Annotated in this window: 18 protein-coding genes; 12 read left to right on the top strand and 6 right to left on the bottom strand. The window is 65.0% G+C overall.

What is annotated here, in order from left to right:
* Nucleotides 1–36: 36 nt before the first annotated feature.
* A complete protein-coding gene (gene cpaB, locus Q0O40_RS03510; RefSeq protein ID WP_295526216.1) occupies nucleotides 37–1,056 on the bottom strand; it encodes a Flp pilus assembly protein CpaB in 1,020 nt (339 codons plus the stop codon).
* Nucleotides 1,057–1,127: 71 nt separating this feature from the next.
* Nucleotides 1,128–1,616 carry a prepilin peptidase gene (locus Q0O40_RS03505; protein ID WP_295526214.1) on the bottom strand — a complete coding sequence of 163 codons (489 nt, stop codon included), beginning with the start codon at nucleotides 1,614–1,616 and terminating at the stop codon, nucleotides 1,128–1,130.
* Nucleotides 1,617–1,712: 96 nt separating this feature from the next.
* Between Q0O40_RS03505 and Q0O40_RS03500 the strand changes: the two genes are divergently transcribed.
* The 3 genes from Q0O40_RS03500 (at nucleotide 1,713) to Q0O40_RS03490 (ending at nucleotide 4,050) form a co-directional block, all read left to right on the top strand.
* Nucleotides 1,713–2,672 (top strand): alpha/beta hydrolase, encoded by a 960-nt coding sequence (locus Q0O40_RS03500; RefSeq protein ID WP_295526213.1) that lies wholly within the window; start codon nucleotides 1,713–1,715, stop codon nucleotides 2,670–2,672.
* Between the two features lie 7 nt (nucleotides 2,673–2,679).
* Nucleotides 2,680–3,789 carry an FAD-binding oxidoreductase gene (locus Q0O40_RS03495; RefSeq protein WP_295526258.1) on the top strand — a complete coding sequence of 370 codons (1,110 nt, stop codon included), beginning with the start codon at nucleotides 2,680–2,682 and terminating at the stop codon, nucleotides 3,787–3,789.
* A 75-nt stretch (nucleotides 3,790–3,864) separates the two neighbouring features.
* Nucleotides 3,865–4,050, top strand: a complete 186-nt coding sequence (locus Q0O40_RS03490; protein ID WP_295526256.1) for a DUF1508 domain-containing protein — start codon at nucleotides 3,865–3,867, stop codon at nucleotides 4,048–4,050.
* A 120-nt stretch (nucleotides 4,051–4,170) separates the two neighbouring features.
* Here the strand turns inward: Q0O40_RS03490 and rnhA are convergent, their stop codons facing one another.
* From rnhA to ispH, 3 genes are read right to left on the bottom strand one after another with little or no spacing between them, the layout of a single operon-like run.
* Entirely contained in the window at nucleotides 4,171–4,602 is a 432-nt protein-coding gene (gene rnhA / locus Q0O40_RS03485; RefSeq protein ID WP_295526212.1) for a ribonuclease HI, read from the bottom strand.
* Nucleotides 4,599–5,573, bottom strand: coding sequence for a homoserine kinase (gene thrB / locus Q0O40_RS03480; protein ID WP_295526211.1), 975 nt, complete (start codon nucleotides 5,571–5,573; stop codon nucleotides 4,599–4,601). The genes rnhA and thrB overlap by 4 nt, the downstream gene beginning before the upstream one ends.
* 9 nt (nucleotides 5,574–5,582) lie before the next feature.
* On the bottom strand, nucleotides 5,583–6,584 hold the full coding sequence (gene ispH, locus Q0O40_RS03475) for a 4-hydroxy-3-methylbut-2-enyl diphosphate reductase (protein WP_295526210.1): 1,002 nt from the start codon (nucleotides 6,582–6,584) through the stop codon (nucleotides 5,583–5,585).
* Nucleotides 6,585–6,799: 215 nt separating this feature from the next.
* On the opposite strand from ispH, the gene Q0O40_RS03470 reads away from it, so the two are divergent.
* Genes Q0O40_RS03470 through Q0O40_RS03460 form a run of 3 tightly spaced genes read left to right on the top strand, consistent with a single transcriptional unit; the run spans nucleotide 6,800 to nucleotide 10,078 of the window.
* The gene (locus Q0O40_RS03470; protein ID WP_295526209.1) at nucleotides 6,800–7,471 is read left to right on the top strand and encodes a hypothetical protein; all 672 of its coding nucleotides are present in this window, start codon (nucleotides 6,800–6,802) and stop codon (nucleotides 7,469–7,471) included.
* Nucleotides 7,472–7,527: 56 nt separating this feature from the next.
* A complete protein-coding gene (argS, locus tag Q0O40_RS03465) occupies nucleotides 7,528–9,279 on the top strand; it encodes an arginine--tRNA ligase (RefSeq protein WP_295526208.1) in 1,752 nt (583 codons plus the stop codon).
* 4 nt (nucleotides 9,280–9,283) lie between these two features.
* Complete coding sequence (locus Q0O40_RS03460) at nucleotides 9,284–10,078, top strand: SPOR domain-containing protein (protein ID WP_295526207.1); 795 nt, start codon at nucleotides 9,284–9,286, stop codon at nucleotides 10,076–10,078.
* Nucleotide 10,079: 1 nt separating this feature from the next.
* Here Q0O40_RS03460 and Q0O40_RS03455 read toward each other — a convergent pair whose 3' ends face one another.
* Nucleotides 10,080–11,306: a hypothetical protein gene (locus Q0O40_RS03455; RefSeq protein WP_295526206.1), complete on the bottom strand. Its 1,227-nt coding sequence runs from the start codon at nucleotides 11,304–11,306 to the stop codon at nucleotides 10,080–10,082.
* A gap of 183 nt (nucleotides 11,307–11,489) precedes the next feature.
* On the opposite strand from Q0O40_RS03455, the gene nagZ reads away from it, so the two are divergent.
* Genes nagZ through tatC form a run of 6 tightly spaced genes read left to right on the top strand, consistent with a single transcriptional unit; the run spans nucleotide 11,490 to nucleotide 15,531 of the window.
* A complete protein-coding gene (nagZ, locus tag Q0O40_RS03450) occupies nucleotides 11,490–12,506 on the top strand; it encodes a beta-N-acetylhexosaminidase (protein ID WP_295526205.1) in 1,017 nt (338 codons plus the stop codon).
* A gap of 2 nt (nucleotides 12,507–12,508) precedes the next feature.
* Nucleotides 12,509–13,324: a ScpA family protein gene (locus Q0O40_RS03445; RefSeq protein WP_295526204.1), complete on the top strand. Its 816-nt coding sequence runs from the start codon at nucleotides 12,509–12,511 to the stop codon at nucleotides 13,322–13,324.
* Entirely contained in the window at nucleotides 13,324–13,938 is a 615-nt protein-coding gene (scpB, locus tag Q0O40_RS03440) for an SMC-Scp complex subunit ScpB (RefSeq protein WP_295526203.1), read from the top strand. The genes Q0O40_RS03445 and scpB overlap by 1 nt, the downstream gene beginning before the upstream one ends.
* Before the next feature lie 58 nt (nucleotides 13,939–13,996).
* Nucleotides 13,997–14,245, top strand: a complete 249-nt coding sequence (gene tatA, locus Q0O40_RS03435) for a twin-arginine translocase TatA/TatE family subunit (RefSeq protein ID WP_295526201.1) — start codon at nucleotides 13,997–13,999, stop codon at nucleotides 14,243–14,245.
* A 39-nt stretch (nucleotides 14,246–14,284) separates the two neighbouring features.
* Entirely contained in the window at nucleotides 14,285–14,671 is a 387-nt protein-coding gene (gene tatB, locus Q0O40_RS03430) for a Sec-independent protein translocase protein TatB (protein ID WP_295526200.1), read from the top strand.
* Complete coding sequence (gene tatC, locus Q0O40_RS03425; protein WP_295526199.1) at nucleotides 14,668–15,531, top strand: twin-arginine translocase subunit TatC; 864 nt, start codon at nucleotides 14,668–14,670, stop codon at nucleotides 15,529–15,531. The genes tatB and tatC overlap by 4 nt, the downstream gene beginning before the upstream one ends.
* Nucleotides 15,532–15,655: the final 124 nt, after the last annotated feature.

Raw genomic sequence — 15,655 nt, 5'->3', positions numbered from 1 at the left:
CCTTTCAAGGGCGTGTGCGGGGCGTTTGCAGCCATGTTATTTGCTCCCCACGTGTACGGTCTCGGTCTCTTTGCCGCGGGTCACGCGGACGACCGGTCCCATCTGGATGTAGGGCCCAAGGGCTCGCGGCAAAGCGGCAGGCAAAGCAGCGGCGATCCGGGCGGCAGCGGACGGGCCATCGACCGGGCCTGACATTTTCTTGCGCTGAAAGCGCGAGACATCGCCGCCGGTGGTGAAGGACACGCTGCTTTCGATCGGCTTGCTCATCGCCTGCTTCAGGATCTTCTCTTCTTCCGCCTTGCTGGCTCCGGCCGGCACCTTGATCGCGCCCGATGCGATGGCCTGTTCAAGCTCGCTCGAGTTGTCGGCCAGGGCGCGCAGCGAAAGGCTGATCGTTCCGATCGTCTGGGCAACGGCGATCTTTTCGGCGATCTTGGGCGTCACCTCGACCGTGACGGTGCTGAACGCGCGAACGCGGGTCTTGCCTTCGATCGTCTCCTGATCGGTGGTCTGGTCGGTGGCGAGCACGCGCAAGTTCTGGAGGATGGTTTCAGACGTCTTGAGCTGGCTGCCCTCGGCCTTGATCGCCTGCGTGAGCACCAGATCGATGTGATCGCCCGGAAAAACGAAACCGGCGACACCGGTGCGAGCGCTGACTGCAATCGTCACCGCGCGAAGGCCCGGCCCGAGCGCCGCCGCGAGGAAGCCGCGGTCGCCCGGCGAGACCAGCGAGCCTTGCGTTACCGGCTCACCCGCAGTGATCGGGTGGCGCACGACCGTGCCCAGCAACTTGGCCATATCGGCCGTGCCTTCGACGAAATACGCGTCCTGAACCAGATCTTTAGGCCAGGGCTGAAAGCCCAGCGCATCGGCGGTGATGATTGTGCCGACAGGAAGCGCGCGGTTCGCAACAAGCACCTTGTCGCCGAGCGGGACCTTTGCGGCCGCTATCGCCTGCGGCGTGCCTGTGCCCATGAGCATGCTCCTGGCGGCGAAGGCTGTGCCGATCGCCACGATCAGTGCGCCTAGCAGCAGCAGCAGCTTTTTCCTGTCCATCGCTTCAATCCTGACGTGTTGCCAAATGTGGTGTGCGCCCGCATATCTGGAGCAAATTGATTAAAATTAACCTAGCCGACCATGGCGGCGGCCATGCCCGCCCCATATGTTGAGCCGATGATCCAGAGCCCGGCTCCCGAGATCGCAATGCCATAAGGGATTTTCAGCCGGTCCTTGCGGCGCTGCATGATGTGCCACATGCCCATCACCACGGTAAGCACACCGCCAGCGATCGACATGATCAGCAACAATTGGATGAACTGCAGCCACGGCAGCCACAGCGCGAGCGCGGTCAGCAGCTTGACATCTCCGCCGCCCATCACTTTGAGCGCGAACAACCCGGTCAGCGCGAAGAACGCGATGATCGCCACGCCAAGCTGAAGCGCGATGTCGGGCCATAGGCTTAGGCCACTGGCCCACCAGAACAGCGGCGCGCCTGCGGCCACGGTCGCATTCAGCCAGTTGTCGATCTGGCGGCGGCGGATATCGGTGAAAGCGGCAATCAGCAGCGCGATTGCCAAGGCTCCGACCAACCCGTAAACGATGTAAGTTCCCTGCATGGGGTCCTCATACGGGACAACCACTTACCAAATCGTAACCAAAAAGGGACGCATGGGTTCGATGCCCGGCGCGAATTTTCAAGGGACCTACACGCAATGACCCCACCACTGTTTGACAGGCGTTCGATCCCCGCCGCCGCGCGCGAGGCGCGGTGGAGCGCGCCCGATGGGCATGCGGTGCGCCGGATCGATTGGGATGCGGCCCCCGGCGCGCGCCCGCGCGGTTCGATCCTGTTTCTGCCCGGGCGGGGCGATTTTTATGAGAAGTATCTGGAAACGCTGGATGGCTGGAGCATGCATGGCTGGCGGGTGACGGCATCGGATTGGCGCGGTCAGGCGGGTTCCGGGCGGATGAGCGCCGATCCGCTGATTGGCGATATCGCCGATTTTGCGGCGTGGATCGATGATCTGGCCGCGCTTTGGCAGGAATGGCAGGCGCAAACGCCCGCGCCGCATGTGCTCATCGGCCATTCGATGGGCGGCCATCTGATCCTGCGCGCGCTGGCCGAGCGGCGGGTCAATCCGGCGGCCATGGTGCTCAGCGCGCCGATGCTCGGCTTTGTCAGCGCGATTCCAGCCGTGATTCAACACTTGGCATCGCGCCTGATGTGCCGGATCGGAAATCCCGCGCGGGCCGCTTGGAAATCGAGCGAAAAGCCCGGTTCGTCTGTCTCGGGCCGAGCGGAATTGCTGACGTTTGATCCCGGTCGCTATGAGGACGAAATGTGGTGGCGCGGTGCCCGGCCCGAGCTCTTGATCGGTCCTGCCAGCTGGCGCTGGGTCGAGCGCGCTGCGGCCTCGGTCGCCGCGCTCAATGCGCCCGGGGTGCTCGAAGCGGTGAACACCCCGGTCCTGCTGCTGGCCGCGCGCCGCGACCAGCTCGTGACATGGCGCGCGATTGAGCGCGCCGCGCAGCGCCTGCCGCGCGGCGAGTTGGTAAGCTGGGGCGCCGAAGCGCGCCACGAACTGCTGCGCGAGGCCGACAGCGTGCGCGATGCGGTGCTGCGCGCGATCGAGGTGTTTCTGGCCCGGGCGGAATTGGCGCGCACCGATTGATGAAATGATGACTGAATCGTTCGATATTGCGATCATTGGCGCGGGGATGGCGGGTGCCAGCCTCGCGGCGGAGTGTGCGCCTCATGCCCGGGTGTTGCTGGTCGAGGGCGAGGATACGCCGGGTTATCACACCACGGGCCGGTCGGCGGCGTTCTGGGAGGAGACCTATGGCGGCCCCGGCGTGGTGCCGCTCACGGTCGCTTCGGGCGCATTCTTGCGGGATGGCGGATTTCTCTCGCCGCGCGGCGCGCTGACGATCGGCCGCGCCGAAGATCGCCCGCGGATCGAGCGCTTTGTCGAAACCTTCGCCAGCATCGGGGTCGAGGTGAGGCTGGTAGAGCGCGCGATGCTCGGGGCGCTGGTGCCGGGCTTGCGCAGCGATTGGACGGTCGGCGCGCAGGCGCCGGGCTGCGCGGATATCGACGTCGCCGCGCTCCATGCGCATTATCTGGCGCAAAGTAGGCAGGCCGGCACCGTCGTCAGGGTGCGGGCGCGGGTCGAGCGGATCGAGCGCGAGGGCGCGCAGTGGCGGCTATGGTGGCAAGGCGGGCCGCAGGATCGCGGCGGCGCGCGCGCGGCGCTGCTGGTCAATGCGGCGGGGGCCTGGGCCGATTCGGTGGCGGTGACGGCGGGGGCCATGCCGCTTGGCATCGTGCCGCTGCGCCGCACAGTGGCGCAATTGCGGGTTGATCCTGCGCCGCCGGATCATCTGCCGCTCACCTTCGGGATCGATCAGGATTTCTACTTCAAACCGCAGGCGGGCCGCCTGTGGCTTTCACCGCACGATGAAACCCCCGATGTCGCGCGCGATGTTGCGCCCGAAGAGCTGGCGGTGGCGCTGGCGATCGACCGGCTGGCGCGCGTGACCGACTGGACCGTTGCCGCAGTCGAGCGGCGCTGGGCAGGGCTGCGCAGCTTCGCGCCCGATCGCCTGCCGGTCTATGGCTTCGATGCGGAGCGGGCGGGATTGTTCTGGTTTGCGGGCCAAGGCGGCTTTGGCATTCAGACCGCGCCGGCTGCGGCGCGGCTGGGCGCGCAGCTACTGCTCGGCTTGCCCGCCGATGCGATGACCGAGAGCCTCGATCCGCGCCGCTATGCGCCCTGCCGGTTTGGCTGAAAATTGGCCCTCGCACCGTCTGGCGCAGATGCTATAGAATCCGCACGACACACTTGCATGATGGGAGACACGACTGTGGCGCATCGTTTTGAGATCCGTAAAAACAAGGCTGGCGAGTTCGTTGCTTATTTTTGCTACAATGCCGAAAGCATTTTTTGGACCGAAGGTTACAAGTCGAAGGCCAGCGCGCAGAATGCGATTGACTCGATCCTGAAGAACGGTCCCGCTGCGGAAGTTGTCGACACCACTACCGCCGATTGATGCCCCTTGCGCCTCGGCGCAGGCCGGGGCCTCAGGTGGTTGTGCTGCAACGCCGGGACGAACTTAGCGCTGGGACGGCTTGAGGTCCCCGCCTGCGCGGTGATGCGCGGGGCGGTGGCTTCAGGCCGCCATTGCCGCGTTGCTGGCCAGGCGGTCTACCCGTTCGTTCTCGGGGTGGCCGTCATGGCCTTTCACCCAGACCCATTCGATCTCGTGGCCGCGCGCGGCGGTGAGCAGTTCGCGCCACAGATCCTCGTTCTTGACCGGCTTGTTATCGGCGGTTTTCCAGCCTTTTTTCTGCCAGCCAAAGATCCACTTGGTGATCCCGTCGAGAACATACTTGCTGTCTGAGTGCAAGGTCACGCGGCATGGCTGGCTCAAGGCTTCGAGCGCGCGGATCGCGCCCATCAATTCCATGCGGTTGTTCGTGGTGAGCCGTTCGGACCCGGACAGTTCCTTTTCATGCTCGCCCATCCGCAGCAGCGCGCCCCAGCCGCCCTTGCCGGGATTGCCCTTGCACGCGCCATCGGTGAAAATCACGACATGCTTCATGCAAAAATTCCGGGGTTATCCTGATAAAACGTCATGCGGCGGGCAATCTGCATCGGATCGCGGCGCGTTACCAGCGCATCGGCCGGCGTATTGAGCCAGTCGTAAGCGCGGCTCATGATAAAGCGCATCGCCGCGCCTTGCGCCAAAAGCGGCATCGCTGCGCGCTCATCGGGCGCGAGAGGGCGCAGCGTTTCGTAGCCATCGATCATTGCGCGCGACAATTCGGGGCGGAACGCGCCGCTGGCCTCGTCAAAGCACCAGGCCAGATGGGTAATCGCCAGATCATAAGCGCATAGATCGTTGCAGGCGAAGTAGAAGTCGATCAGCCCGGAGATGCGCTCGCCCAGCACCAGCGCGTTATCGGGAAAAAGATCGGCGTGGATCACTGCGCTGGGCAATCCGGTGGGCCACTGGGCGGCAAGGCGGGGCAGTTCGCGCGCCACCATCTCGGCCAGCGCCGGATCGATGCTGGAAAGGCCCGCTTCGCCGCAAGCGGCCGCCAGCCGCTGCCATTCGGCCAGCGCCATGCCATTGGCGCGCACCGTGCCAAAATCGGACGAGGCAAGATGCATCCGCGCAAGTTCCGCGCCGACGGCATGGGCCTGCGCCGGGCTGGGCGTGCTCACCGAAACGCCGGGGAGGAATTCGATCAGCGCGAGAGCCTTGTCGCCGCGCATGCGAAACAATCGGCCGTCGCGGTCGTGGATCGTGCGCGGCACCGGGCAGCCCTTTTCCGCCAGATGATCGAGCAACGAGAGGAAGAACGGCAAATCCGCTAGCTCGATGCGAAACTCATACATCGTGAGGATATAGCGTGTCGGTCCTGCGCCTTCCGGCCCGGTCGTTTCGAGCAGCCAGTTACTGTTGGACACGCCTTCGGCAATGCCTTTGGCTGAGATCAGCGTGCCGACATCGAATTCGGCGAGCAGAGCCGCCATTTCCTCGGCCCCGAGGTGTGTGTAGACAGCCATGTTTCGCAATCAATCCGCGAGCTGGCGTGGCAATTTGAATACGATATCTTCGACCGTGGTGGTCACGGTCTCTTCCTCGACCGTGCGCCATTGGCACAGTTGATTAACGACTTCGCGGACCAGCACTTCGGGGGCGGAAGCACCGGCCGTAAGCCCCAGCGTGGTCACGCCTTCAAGCCACACCCGGTCGATATCGGCCGCGCGCTGGATCAGCCGCGACACGGTGCCCGCGCGCTCCGCCACTTCGACCAGCCGCAGCGAGTTCGAGCTGTTGGGCGCGCCGATCACCAGCAGGAGGTCGCATCGCTCGGCAATCGCCTTCACCGCTGCCTGCCGGTTTGACGTGGCATAGCAGATGTCTTCGGCGCGCGGCCCCGCAATTCCCGGAAAACGGCGGCGCAGCGCGGCCACGATCTCGGCGGTATCATCCACCGAAAGGGTGGTCTGCGTCAGGAACGCGAGCGAGGTGCCTTCCGCAAATTGCAGCGCCTCGACATCGGCCACGGTTTCAACCAGCGTGATCGCGCCCTCCGGCACCTGGCCGATCGTGCCGATCACTTCGGGGTGGCCGGTGTGGCCGACAAACAGGATATGCCGCCCGGCATCGACATGGCGCTCAGCCTGACGGTGCACCTTGCTGACAAGCGGGCAGGTCGCATCGAGCCAATCAAGCCCGCGTGCAGTGGCGGCCTGCGGCACCTGCTTGGGCACGCCGTGCGCCGAAAACACAACCGGAACGCCGTCTGGCACTTCCTCAAGCTCTTCGACAAAGACCGCGCCTTTGGCCTTGAGCTCGTCCACCACAAACTGGTTGTGCACGATTTCATGGCGCACATAGACCGGCGCGTTATACCGCGTGATCGCCCGCTCGACGATCTCGATGGCCCGATCGACCCCGGCGCAGAAACCGCGCGGCGCGGCGATCAGCAGCTTGAGCGGGGGATAATCCCCGCCGCGTGGCGGCTTGGGAGCGATCGGAGAGGGTGCGATTTCGGAATAACTCGTCGTCATGCCTTATTGTAGCAGCGCGAGCGCCCAACGGAAAGCCACCTCACCTGCTTGTGCCCTTTGCGCCATGGCAGGCGCCGCGCGCGTTCTGGATGGCCAGCCCGGTGGGCATTGCCGAACCGGTCCCGCGAGACTAAAGGGCAGGTTTGGCGACGCGCGCTGCCCTTGCCGTGCCGCTTGCGTCCTAGTTGACACCTACTGCGAGGAACCCCGCGCCCATGACTGCCTCTTTCAGCCGCAGCGTTGTTTTCGGCGTTTCCTTGGCAGCGGCCCTGCTGGTGAGCGGCTGCTCGCGCGGTTCCGGCGAACTGGTCGTGGATGATAGCGTCGGCGTCACCGCGCTGCGCAGCCCTTGCCCCACTGTGGCGATTCCCGAAATGACTGGCAGCATCACCTTGTTTACCGCGCCCGGGCGGACCGATTCGGGGGCGCTCGACCTTGTCGCCTCGATCACCAATCTGCGCAGCAACTGCAATGAGAGGGCGGCACCGGGCAAGCTTTCCACAAATGTGACCTTTGATGTGTTTGCGCGGCGAATTGACACGCGTGGCGCACGCACGGTCGATCTGCCTTATTTCACGACCGTGATCCGCGGCGGCAATGTGGTTATCGCCAAGCGGATCGGCGCGGTTCGGCTCGAATTTGCCGATGGCCAGGAACGTGCCACCAGCAGCGCGGCTGCGGCATCGCAGGTTGATCGCGCCGAGGCCGTGCTGCCGGCCGACATCCGCAAACGCCTGACCAAAAAGCGCAAACCGGGTCAGGTCGATGCGGCGGTCGATCCGCTGGCGCAGCCCGAAGTGCGCGCCGCGCTCGCCAAGGCCAGCTTCGAGCAGCTGATCGGCTTCCAGCTCACCGACCGCCAGCTGGCGTATAACGTTACGCGGTGAGCGCTCAAGGCGCGCAGGCATTTCATTGCACGGCGTGATCCGCTAGTGGCGCGCGGATGACCGAACCAACTCAGCCGATATTCGCCGCGTTTGCCGCCGTGATCGATTCCGCGCTCGATGCGCTCGAAGCGGCAGGAACACTGCCGCCGGGCCTGGCGCGCGGAGCGATCACTTGCGAGCCGCCGCGCGAGGCGAGCCACGGCGATCTTTCCACCAACGCCGCGATGGTGCTGGCCAAGCCTTCGGGAACCAATCCGCGCGCGCTGGCGGCGCTGCTGGTAGCGCAATTGGCCAGCGAGCCGCGCATTGTTTCGGCAGAGATGGCGGGCCCCGGGTTCATCAATCTGCGGCTGGATGATGCCTCGTGGCTGGCGGAGCTGCGGCTGATTGCCGAGGCTGGCGGCGATTATGGCCGTTCGGACATGGGCGGCGGCCGAACCGTCAACGTCGAATATGTCTCGGCCAATCCGACCGGGCCGATGCACATGGGCCATTGCCGGGGCGCGGTGGTTGGCGATGCGCTGGCGGCGCTGCTCGCCTTTGCCGGGCATAAGGTGATCAAAGAGTATTACGTCAACGATGCCGGCGGGCAGGTCGATGTGCTCGCCCGCTCGGCGCACGTGCGCTACCGCGAGGCGCTAGGCGAGGACGTCGGCGCTATCCCCGAGGGGCTCTATCCCGGCGATTATCTGATGCCGGTGGGGCAGGCGCTGGCGCAGGAATTTGGCGATTCCTATGCCCAAGCGCCCGAGAGCGAATGGCTGATCCCGTTTCGCCTGCGCGCGGTGGCGGCCATGCTGGAGATGATCAAGGCCGACCTCGCCTTGCTCGGCATCCGCCACGATCTTTTTTCGTCGGAGGCGGAATTGCAGGCGGCCGGCAAGCCGCAAGTGGCCGAGGCATGGCTGCGCGCGCATGATCTGGTCTATGATGGGCAGCTGGAAGCGCCCAAGGGCAAGACGCTGGATGATTGGGAGCCGGTGGTGCTGCCACTGTTCCGCTCCACCCGGTTTGGCGATGATCAGGACCGGCCGATCCGCAAGTCGGACGGCAGCTGGACCTATTTCGGAGCGGATCTCGCCTATCACTTCCAGAAGGCGGAGACCGCCGACGCGCTCGTCGATATCTGGGGCGCGGACCATTCGGGCACAGTCAAGCGGATCAAGGCCGCGGTCGCCGCGCTCACCAGCGCGGATGGGCAATCTGCGAAGCCGTTTGAAATCAAGCTGGTGCAGATGGTGCAACTGCTGCGCGACGGCGAGCCGGTAAAGATGTCCAAGCGCTCGGGCAATTTCGTGACGTTGGCCGATGTGGTTGAGGAAGTGGACAAGGATGTGGTGCGCTTCACCATGCTGAGCCGCAAGCCCGATGCACAGATGGATTTCGACTTTGCCAAAGTGGTCGAGGCATCGAAGGATAACCCGGTGTTTTATGTGCAGTATGCGCATGCCCGCATCCGCTCGACCCTGCGCAAGGGCGCGGCGGAGGGGATCATTCCGGCGGACGCCGATCTGGCGCGGCTGGGCGAAGAGGAACTGGCGCTGATCAAGCTTGCCGCGCAGTTTCCGCGCGTGGTCGAAGGCGCGGCAGCGGCGCGCGAGCCGCACCGGATGGCGTTTTTCCTCTACGATCTGGCCGCAGCGCTCCACGCCTATTGGAATGTCGGGAATGACCGGCCGGAAAAGCGGTTCATTGTGGCACAAGACGCGGCGCTGACGGCAGCGCGGCTTTTCCTTGCCGAGCAAATCGGGCAAGTGCTGCGCAATGGGCTTGCCCTGCTTGGGGTTGAGGCGGCTGAGGAGTTATGACGCGATGATAAACATGGGCGGACCGGGCATCGGTGACGAGCATGAGGACGATTGGTCAGACGCAGCCGCCGCCGCTCGCAATGTGTCGCAGTTCGGCGCAAAGCCGATCGGCGTGTCCGAGTTTGACGAAGCGGCGCAATCTGCGCGGCTGGCGCTCGGCGACGAAGAGCGCCTGCCCTGGCTCGAAAGCGCGGACGATGTCGATTATGATCAACCGGCTTCGAACACCGGCCGCACGATCGCCTTCATCGCGCTGGCGGTCTTGCTGCTTGCCGCCCTTGTTGGCGCGATTTACTGGCTGTCGCGTGGCGGCGCGACGCAAACCGCAGCAGACGGCAGCGTGATCGAGGCGAGCAAAGAGCCTTACAAGATCGCCCCGCAAGATCCCGGCGGCAAAACCTTTCAAGGCACCGGCGATTCCAGCTTCAAGGTGAGCGAGGGCGAAAAGCCCGCCGCCAATCTGGCGGGCGGCGCGGCGGCTGTTGCGCCCAAGCCGGGCGCTGCGGCATCGCCGCCTGCGGCAGCGGCAGCGGCTGCGCCTGCCTCTGCGCCTGCCGCTAATGGCGGCGTCGGTGTGCAGGTGGGGGCCTTTGGCAGCAGCGCCAGCGCCGAAGCCGCGTGGAACAAACTCGTCGGCCAGCACGCCCTCCTCAAGGGCATGGCGCACCGCGCGGTCGAGGGCAAAGCCGATATCGGCACCGTGTTCCGGCTGCAAGCGATCGCAGCCGATCTGGGCGCAGCCACTGCGCTGTGCAACAAGTTGCAGGCCGAAGGGCTGAAGTGCCAGGTAAAGCGCTGAATCAGCTTCTCACGGGCCTGCTCAATTCATCGAACCAGATCCTTGCGCGCGGCACTGCCTGCAAGGCAGATCCGACGTGGTCATAGGGCCCGAGCGGCATGAGATGGATATTTGCGCCTCGTTTTGCGGCGGATGCATAGAAGCCTTTCGAGTCCTGAGGTGAAACGTCCGCGTCGCGGTCTCCGTAATACAGCTTGAGCGGAGCTTTGGGCGTCCAGTTCCATGCCTCGTTGGCCGCAAGTCCGGCGCTGAACCAGTTGGGTTTGCTCTCTGTTATTGCAGCAAGCGCCTCTGGACGGAACAGGGCGCGCGGATCAGGGGGAAGGGCGGCCTCGATCGCCTCGATCGTGTGGTTGCCGTCGAACACGACCGGCAGAACCTTTGCGTAGTGGTCGGTCAGCAGAGTACCGAGCGGTTGATGATATTGCGCGGCATAAGACACAGCGAGAAAGCTGAGATAGAGCGAATGCTTCTGCGCAAAGGCATAGGGCACGCTCACGCCGGCCAGATCGAAGGCACCGGCAACTGCAGCGGCCGCTTTGATCTCGATACCGGGAATAGGTGCGTCTTCCAGCGCGCGCTGCACCACGGCAGTGGCATGGCCGCCTTGCGAAAAGCCAACAATATAGAGGTCCGGCGAAAATCTGAGCTTCATCGCGTCTGCGACGTGCCTCGCAGCGATCACCATGTCGCGCGCCGCAGCGGCGGTCGCCGGCGCATAGATATAGGCTGGCGCGGCATGCGACTGGCCAAGGCCGAAATAATCTGGCGCAAGCAAGGTGTAGCCGCCGCCCGCAAAAACGGCGCTGGGCAACAGGCCCTCCTGCGGGCCAGGGGCCGAGGGCGAGTTTATCCGGTCCGGGCTGGTGCCGTGCAGGTACATCGCCGTTCCGCGAGAAGGCTGCCCGCCCAGCGTTTGATAGGGAACCGCCATCAGGCCTGATGCTTCGACCGGCTTGCCCTGGTTCAAGGACCAGTAGCGAATGCGGAACATCTCGATCCCGTCGGACACGGATGTTTTGACCGGCAGGTCTGCGAACCAGAGCAGCCCGCTCAGGGCTAGTTTGTTGTACCCGCCGAGCCGTTCGACGGCGATCACCGATCCCGGTGTTTGGCCAGCGAAGCGGATCGTGCGGGGATCGGTGTAGCGCGGCGGCGAGAGCACCCAGAGTGCAATGCCAACGATGGCACCCAAGGGAAGCAGAACTGTGAGAAGCTTGCGCAGCATCTGCCAAAACTCCATCTTTGGAACCGGCGGAACTCGGTGATACCCCGATTTTGAGCATTGTTTGCCGGAATGGGCAAGCAGCGGCAGGTTCAATGGCAAGCGGCGCGATGCAGGCGCGGCTTTTCCCCTGCCAAGCGCACAACAACGCCTTGCCAGTCCGCCGCATTTGAGCGATCCGGGCGCATGCTTGCGGCAATTTTCGGCCTTTCCGGCCCCACACTCAGCGATGACGAGCGCGCGTTCTTTCGCGATGCGGACCCGGCGGGCTACATCCTGTTTGGCCGCAATGTAGCCGACCGGGCGCAGTTGCGCGCGCTGACCGATGACTTGCGCGCGCTGCACGGGCGGGAGCGGACGTTCATCTGCATCGATCAGGAAGGCGGCCGGGTGGCGCGGATGAAACCCCCGGTCTGGGCGGCGTACCCAGCGGGCGAGCATTTTGACCGGCTTTATGACCGCGCGCCGATCAGCGCGATCGAGGCTGCGCGCGCCAATGCCGAGGCGCTCGGGCTCGATCTGGCGGAAGCGGGGATCACCGTCGATTGCCTGCCACTGCTCGATGTGCGCCAGACCGGGGCGCACGATGTGATCGGCGACCGCGCTTTGGGCGCAGAACCGATGCGCGTGGCGGCGCTGGGCCGGGCGGTGCTCGATGGGTTGGCGCGGGCCGGGATCGCGGGGGTGATCAAGCATATGCCCGGCCATGGCCGGGCATATGCCGATAGCCACAAGGAATTGCCCGAAGTGACCGCAAGCGCAGAGGAACTAGCGCATGATCTTGCGCCGTTTCGCGCGCTGGCGGGATCGCGCATCGGAATGACCGGGCATATCCGGTTTACCGCGTGGGACGCGGATAATCCGGCAACGCAGTCGCCGTTCATCATCCAGAAGATCATCCGCGAGGCCATCGGGTTTGACGGCCTGCTTCTGACAGACGACCTCGACATGGCGGCGCTCGCCGGTTCGGTGCCCGAGCGCGCGGTGCGGGCGCAGGCCGCTGGGTGCGATCTGGCGCTCAATTGCTGGGGCCGGATGGATGACATGGTGGGCATTGCGCAAGGCCTTGCGCCGATGAGCGCCGAGACCGCCGCGCGGCTGGACCGCGCGCTGGCTGTGACCGCCATTCCCGATGCGGCCACGGACATGGCGCGGCAGGTGGCGCTTGTCGAAACGCGCGACCGCCTGCTTGCGCTGGCCTGACGATGCCGCCTGTAAGCGCAGCGCTGATCCTGCCCGAGGCTGATCCGGCGTGGGAAGCGCCGCCTGCGACGCAGCGCAAGGACGAGGCGCTGCATCTTGAGCTGGAGGGCTGGGAAGGGCCGCTCGATCTGCTGCTCGATCTGGCGCGGCGGCAAAAAGTCGATCTGCGCACCATCTCGATCCTCGATCTGGTCGATCAGTATCTCGGCTTTATCGAACAAGCGCAGACCCTGAGGCTGGAACTGGCCGCCGATTATCTGGTGATGGCGGCGTGGCTGGCCTATCTCAAGTCGCTGCTGCTGCTGCCGCGCGACCCGGAGCAGCAGCCCAGCCCCGAGGAACTCGCGCTGAAGCTGCAATTGCGGCTGCAACGGCTTGGCGCAATGCGCGAGGCAGGGGCGCGGCTGATGGCGCGGGACCGGCTGGGGCGCGATGTCTTTGCCCGGCTGAGCCCCGAGGGGCTCCGCACAGACCGGCATGTGACATGGCAGTGTGATCTGTTCGGGTTGATCGAGGCGTATGGCCAGATCAAGGTGCGCACCGCGCCGGTGGTGCACATGGTGCGCGAGCGGCCGGTGATGACGCTGGAAGCGGCCATTGCGCGGATTGCGGTCATGCTCGGCGCTGCGGTCGAATGGACTGATCTTGCCAGCTTTCTGCCTCCGCGCGGCACCAGCCTGGCGCAAGACCCGCGCCTCGCGCGCTCGGCGCTGGCATCCAGCTTTGTCGCCGCGCTCGAACTGGCCAAACAGGGGCGCGCCGAGATCGCGCAAGAGGCGTGCTTTGGCCCGCTGCTGCTGCGCAAGGCGCGCGGCTGATGGACGATCTTACCCGGGCGGTCGAGGCCGCGCTGTTTGCCGCCGATGCGCCGCTGTCGCCGGAGGAGCTTTCGCGGCACCTGAACGGCGCGGCGGTGGATGAGGCACTGGCCCAGCTCACCGCGCACTATGCCGGGCGCGGGATCGAGCTGGTCATGCGCGGCGGGCGCTGGCATTTTCAAACCGCGCCCGATCTGGCGCATCTGCTCCGCCGCGAGAAGGAAGATGTTCGCCGCCTTTCGCGCGCGGCGACCGAAGCGCTGGCGATCATCGCCTATCACGAACCGGTCAGCCGCGCCGAGATCGAAGCGATCCGGGGCGTGCAGACCGCGCGGGGCACGCTCGATGTGCTGATGGAAGCAGGCTGGGTGCGCGTCGCCGGGCGGCGCGAAGTGCCGGGGCGGCCAACGATCTACGCGACCACGCCGGCGTTTCTGGCCCACTTCGGGCTCGAATCGCGGCGCGATCTGCCGGGCATCGACGAACTGCGCGCGGCCGGTCTGCTCGATCCGGTGGAGGATGTGTTTGCCAGCCTGATGGAGGACGAGGCCGAGGCCGAGGCCGGAGATGCTCTTGCGGGCAGCGGGGGAGAGGAACGCGACGAAATTTTGTGAGCTTGCTGGCAGTTTGCCATAAGATGCCCTATCTCAGGCCGACAAAGGAGAATATGTCATGGGTGGCTTATCGCTTCCGCACCTGATCATCCTCGCGCTGGTGGTCCTCGTCCTGTTTGGCCGTGGCCGCATTTCCGAGATGATGGGCGATTTTGGCAAGGGCATCAAAAGCTTCAAGGCTGGCATGAGCGAGGAGACCGATCGCCCGGTGTCCGCGCCGCCCGCGCAATTGCAGCAGGCCGCGCCGCCGCCCGCCGCGCCGCAAAGCGCGACGAGCGATCAGACCAAGCCGGGCGGGAACGCCTGATCACATCGGCGCTTGCACTTGCACTGACCGGGACCGGCCATGTTTGATATTGCCCCGTCCGAAATGCTGCTCGTCGCGATTGTGGCGATTGTCGTCATCGGCCCCAAGGATCTGCCGCTGGCGCTGCGCACCGCCGGGCGGTGGATGGGCAAAGTGCGGCGCGTTTCCAATCATTTCCGTTCCGGTATCGAGACCATGATCCGCGAGGCGGAAATGGAGGAGATGGAGCGCAAATGGCGCGAGCAGAACGCCGCGATCATGGCCGCGCATCCGGTGGCCGAGGGCCAGACTATCGATGCCGCGCAGGACATTGATCCGGCCATTGTGGCGGTCGCGCCGACCGAACCTAGCGCGCCGCTGATGACCGGGCCGCTGGCCGAAGCTTCGGCCACAGACGTTTCGGTCAAAGATACCGCCGCGCCATGATCGTGAATGATCTGGACGAAACGCAGGCCCCGCTGCTCGATCATCTGATCGAATTGCGCACGCGGCTATTGCGCTGTGTCTATGCGCTCGCCGCGGCGTTTGTGCTGTGTTTTTACTTTGCCGACACGATCTTCGCGATTCTGGTGCGCCCGCTGATGGAGGCGTTTCCGCCGGGGCAGGGCCGCCTGATCTACACCAAGCTCTACGAAGCGTTTTTCGTCGAAGTCAAAGTGGCGATGTTCGGCGCGTTCATGGTCAGCTTCCCGGTCATCGCCAACCAGCTTTGGGCGTTCGTCGCGCCGGGGCTCTATGCGCGCGAGAAAAAGGCGTTCCTGCCCTTCCTGATCGCTACCCCAGTGCTGTTCACGATGGGGGCAAGCCTTGCCTATTTCATCGTGATGCCCACCGCGTTCAAATGGTTCCTTGGTTTTCAGGGCGACAAGGGCGGGCTGCATCTCGAAGCGTTGCCGGGCACCGGCGACTACCTCGATCTCGTCATGCAGTTCATCCTCGCCTTCGGGATCAGCTTCCTGCTGCCGGTGCTGCTGATGCTGCTCAACCGCGCCGGCATCGTCACCCGCACGCAGCTCGTGGCGGCGCGGCGCTATGTGATCGTCGCCATCACCGCGCTGGCCGCAGTGATCACGCCCCCTGATGTGATCTCGCAGCTAAGCCTCGCCATCCCGCTTGTGATCCTGTTCGAAGGCACGCTGATCCTGATGCGCTTCGTCGAGCGCGCGGACGCCAAGGAACGCGCTGCGCGGGAGGCGGCTGAGACGGCGTCGGGGGGGGGCGGCGGTCAACCTGCTGCCTTGAGATTGGGGGCGATTATATCGCCTTTAGACGTAATGCGGGAATGACAGATCCTGGGACTTGGCCGTCGTTCCCGGCCTGCCCCTCGAATGTGAGGTTTCGGTAAGAATAGACGCTCAGCCGGAACAATGAACGCGACATTGCAGGGGCGCCCAACCGACATGGCAGCCC

Source organism: Novosphingobium sp. Chol11, from assembly GCF_945870625.1.
GTDB lineage: Bacteria > Pseudomonadota > Alphaproteobacteria > Sphingomonadales > Sphingomonadaceae > Novosphingobium.
Note: the sequence above shows the minus strand (reverse complement) of the source record. Positions and strands in the feature narration are given on the sequence as shown.

What these genes read in the sequence shown, in the direction of transcription:
- Q0O40_RS03500 (WP_295526213.1), top strand. Translation starts at nt 1,713, where the DNA reads ATGACCCCACCACTGTTTGACAGGCGTTCGATCCCCGCCGCCGCGCGC.
- Q0O40_RS03455 (WP_295526206.1), bottom strand. Translation starts at nt 11,306, where the DNA reads ATGCTGCGCAAGCTTCTCACAGTTCTGCTTCCCTTGGGTGCCATCGTT.
- Q0O40_RS03445 (WP_295526204.1), top strand. Translation starts at nt 12,509, where the DNA reads ATGCCGCCTGTAAGCGCAGCGCTGATCCTGCCCGAGGCTGATCCGGCG.
- ispH (WP_295526210.1), bottom strand. Translation starts at nt 6,584, where the DNA reads ATGACGACGAGTTATTCCGAAATCGCACCCTCTCCGATCGCTCCCAAG.
- argS (WP_295526208.1), top strand. Translation starts at nt 7,528, where the DNA reads ATGACCGAACCAACTCAGCCGATATTCGCCGCGTTTGCCGCCGTGATC.
- Q0O40_RS03460 (WP_295526207.1), top strand. Translation starts at nt 9,284, where the DNA reads ATGATAAACATGGGCGGACCGGGCATCGGTGACGAGCATGAGGACGAT.
- Q0O40_RS03505 (WP_295526214.1), bottom strand. Translation starts at nt 1,616, where the DNA reads ATGCAGGGAACTTACATCGTTTACGGGTTGGTCGGAGCCTTGGCAATC.
- scpB (WP_295526203.1), top strand. Translation starts at nt 13,324, where the DNA reads ATGGACGATCTTACCCGGGCGGTCGAGGCCGCGCTGTTTGCCGCCGAT.
- rnhA (WP_295526212.1), bottom strand. Translation starts at nt 4,602, where the DNA reads ATGAAGCATGTCGTGATTTTCACCGATGGCGCGTGCAAGGGCAATCCC.
- tatC (WP_295526199.1), top strand. Translation starts at nt 14,668, where the DNA reads ATGATCGTGAATGATCTGGACGAAACGCAGGCCCCGCTGCTCGATCAT.
- thrB (WP_295526211.1), bottom strand. Translation starts at nt 5,573, where the DNA reads ATGGCTGTCTACACACACCTCGGGGCCGAGGAAATGGCGGCTCTGCTC.
- tatB (WP_295526200.1), top strand. Translation starts at nt 14,285, where the DNA reads ATGTTTGATATTGCCCCGTCCGAAATGCTGCTCGTCGCGATTGTGGCG.
- Q0O40_RS03470 (WP_295526209.1), top strand. Translation starts at nt 6,800, where the DNA reads ATGACTGCCTCTTTCAGCCGCAGCGTTGTTTTCGGCGTTTCCTTGGCA.
- nagZ (WP_295526205.1), top strand. Translation starts at nt 11,490, where the DNA reads ATGCTTGCGGCAATTTTCGGCCTTTCCGGCCCCACACTCAGCGATGAC.
- tatA (WP_295526201.1), top strand. Translation starts at nt 13,997, where the DNA reads ATGGGTGGCTTATCGCTTCCGCACCTGATCATCCTCGCGCTGGTGGTC.
- Q0O40_RS03495 (WP_295526258.1), top strand. Translation starts at nt 2,680, where the DNA reads ATGACTGAATCGTTCGATATTGCGATCATTGGCGCGGGGATGGCGGGT.
- cpaB (WP_295526216.1), bottom strand. Translation starts at nt 1,056, where the DNA reads ATGGACAGGAAAAAGCTGCTGCTGCTGCTAGGCGCACTGATCGTGGCG.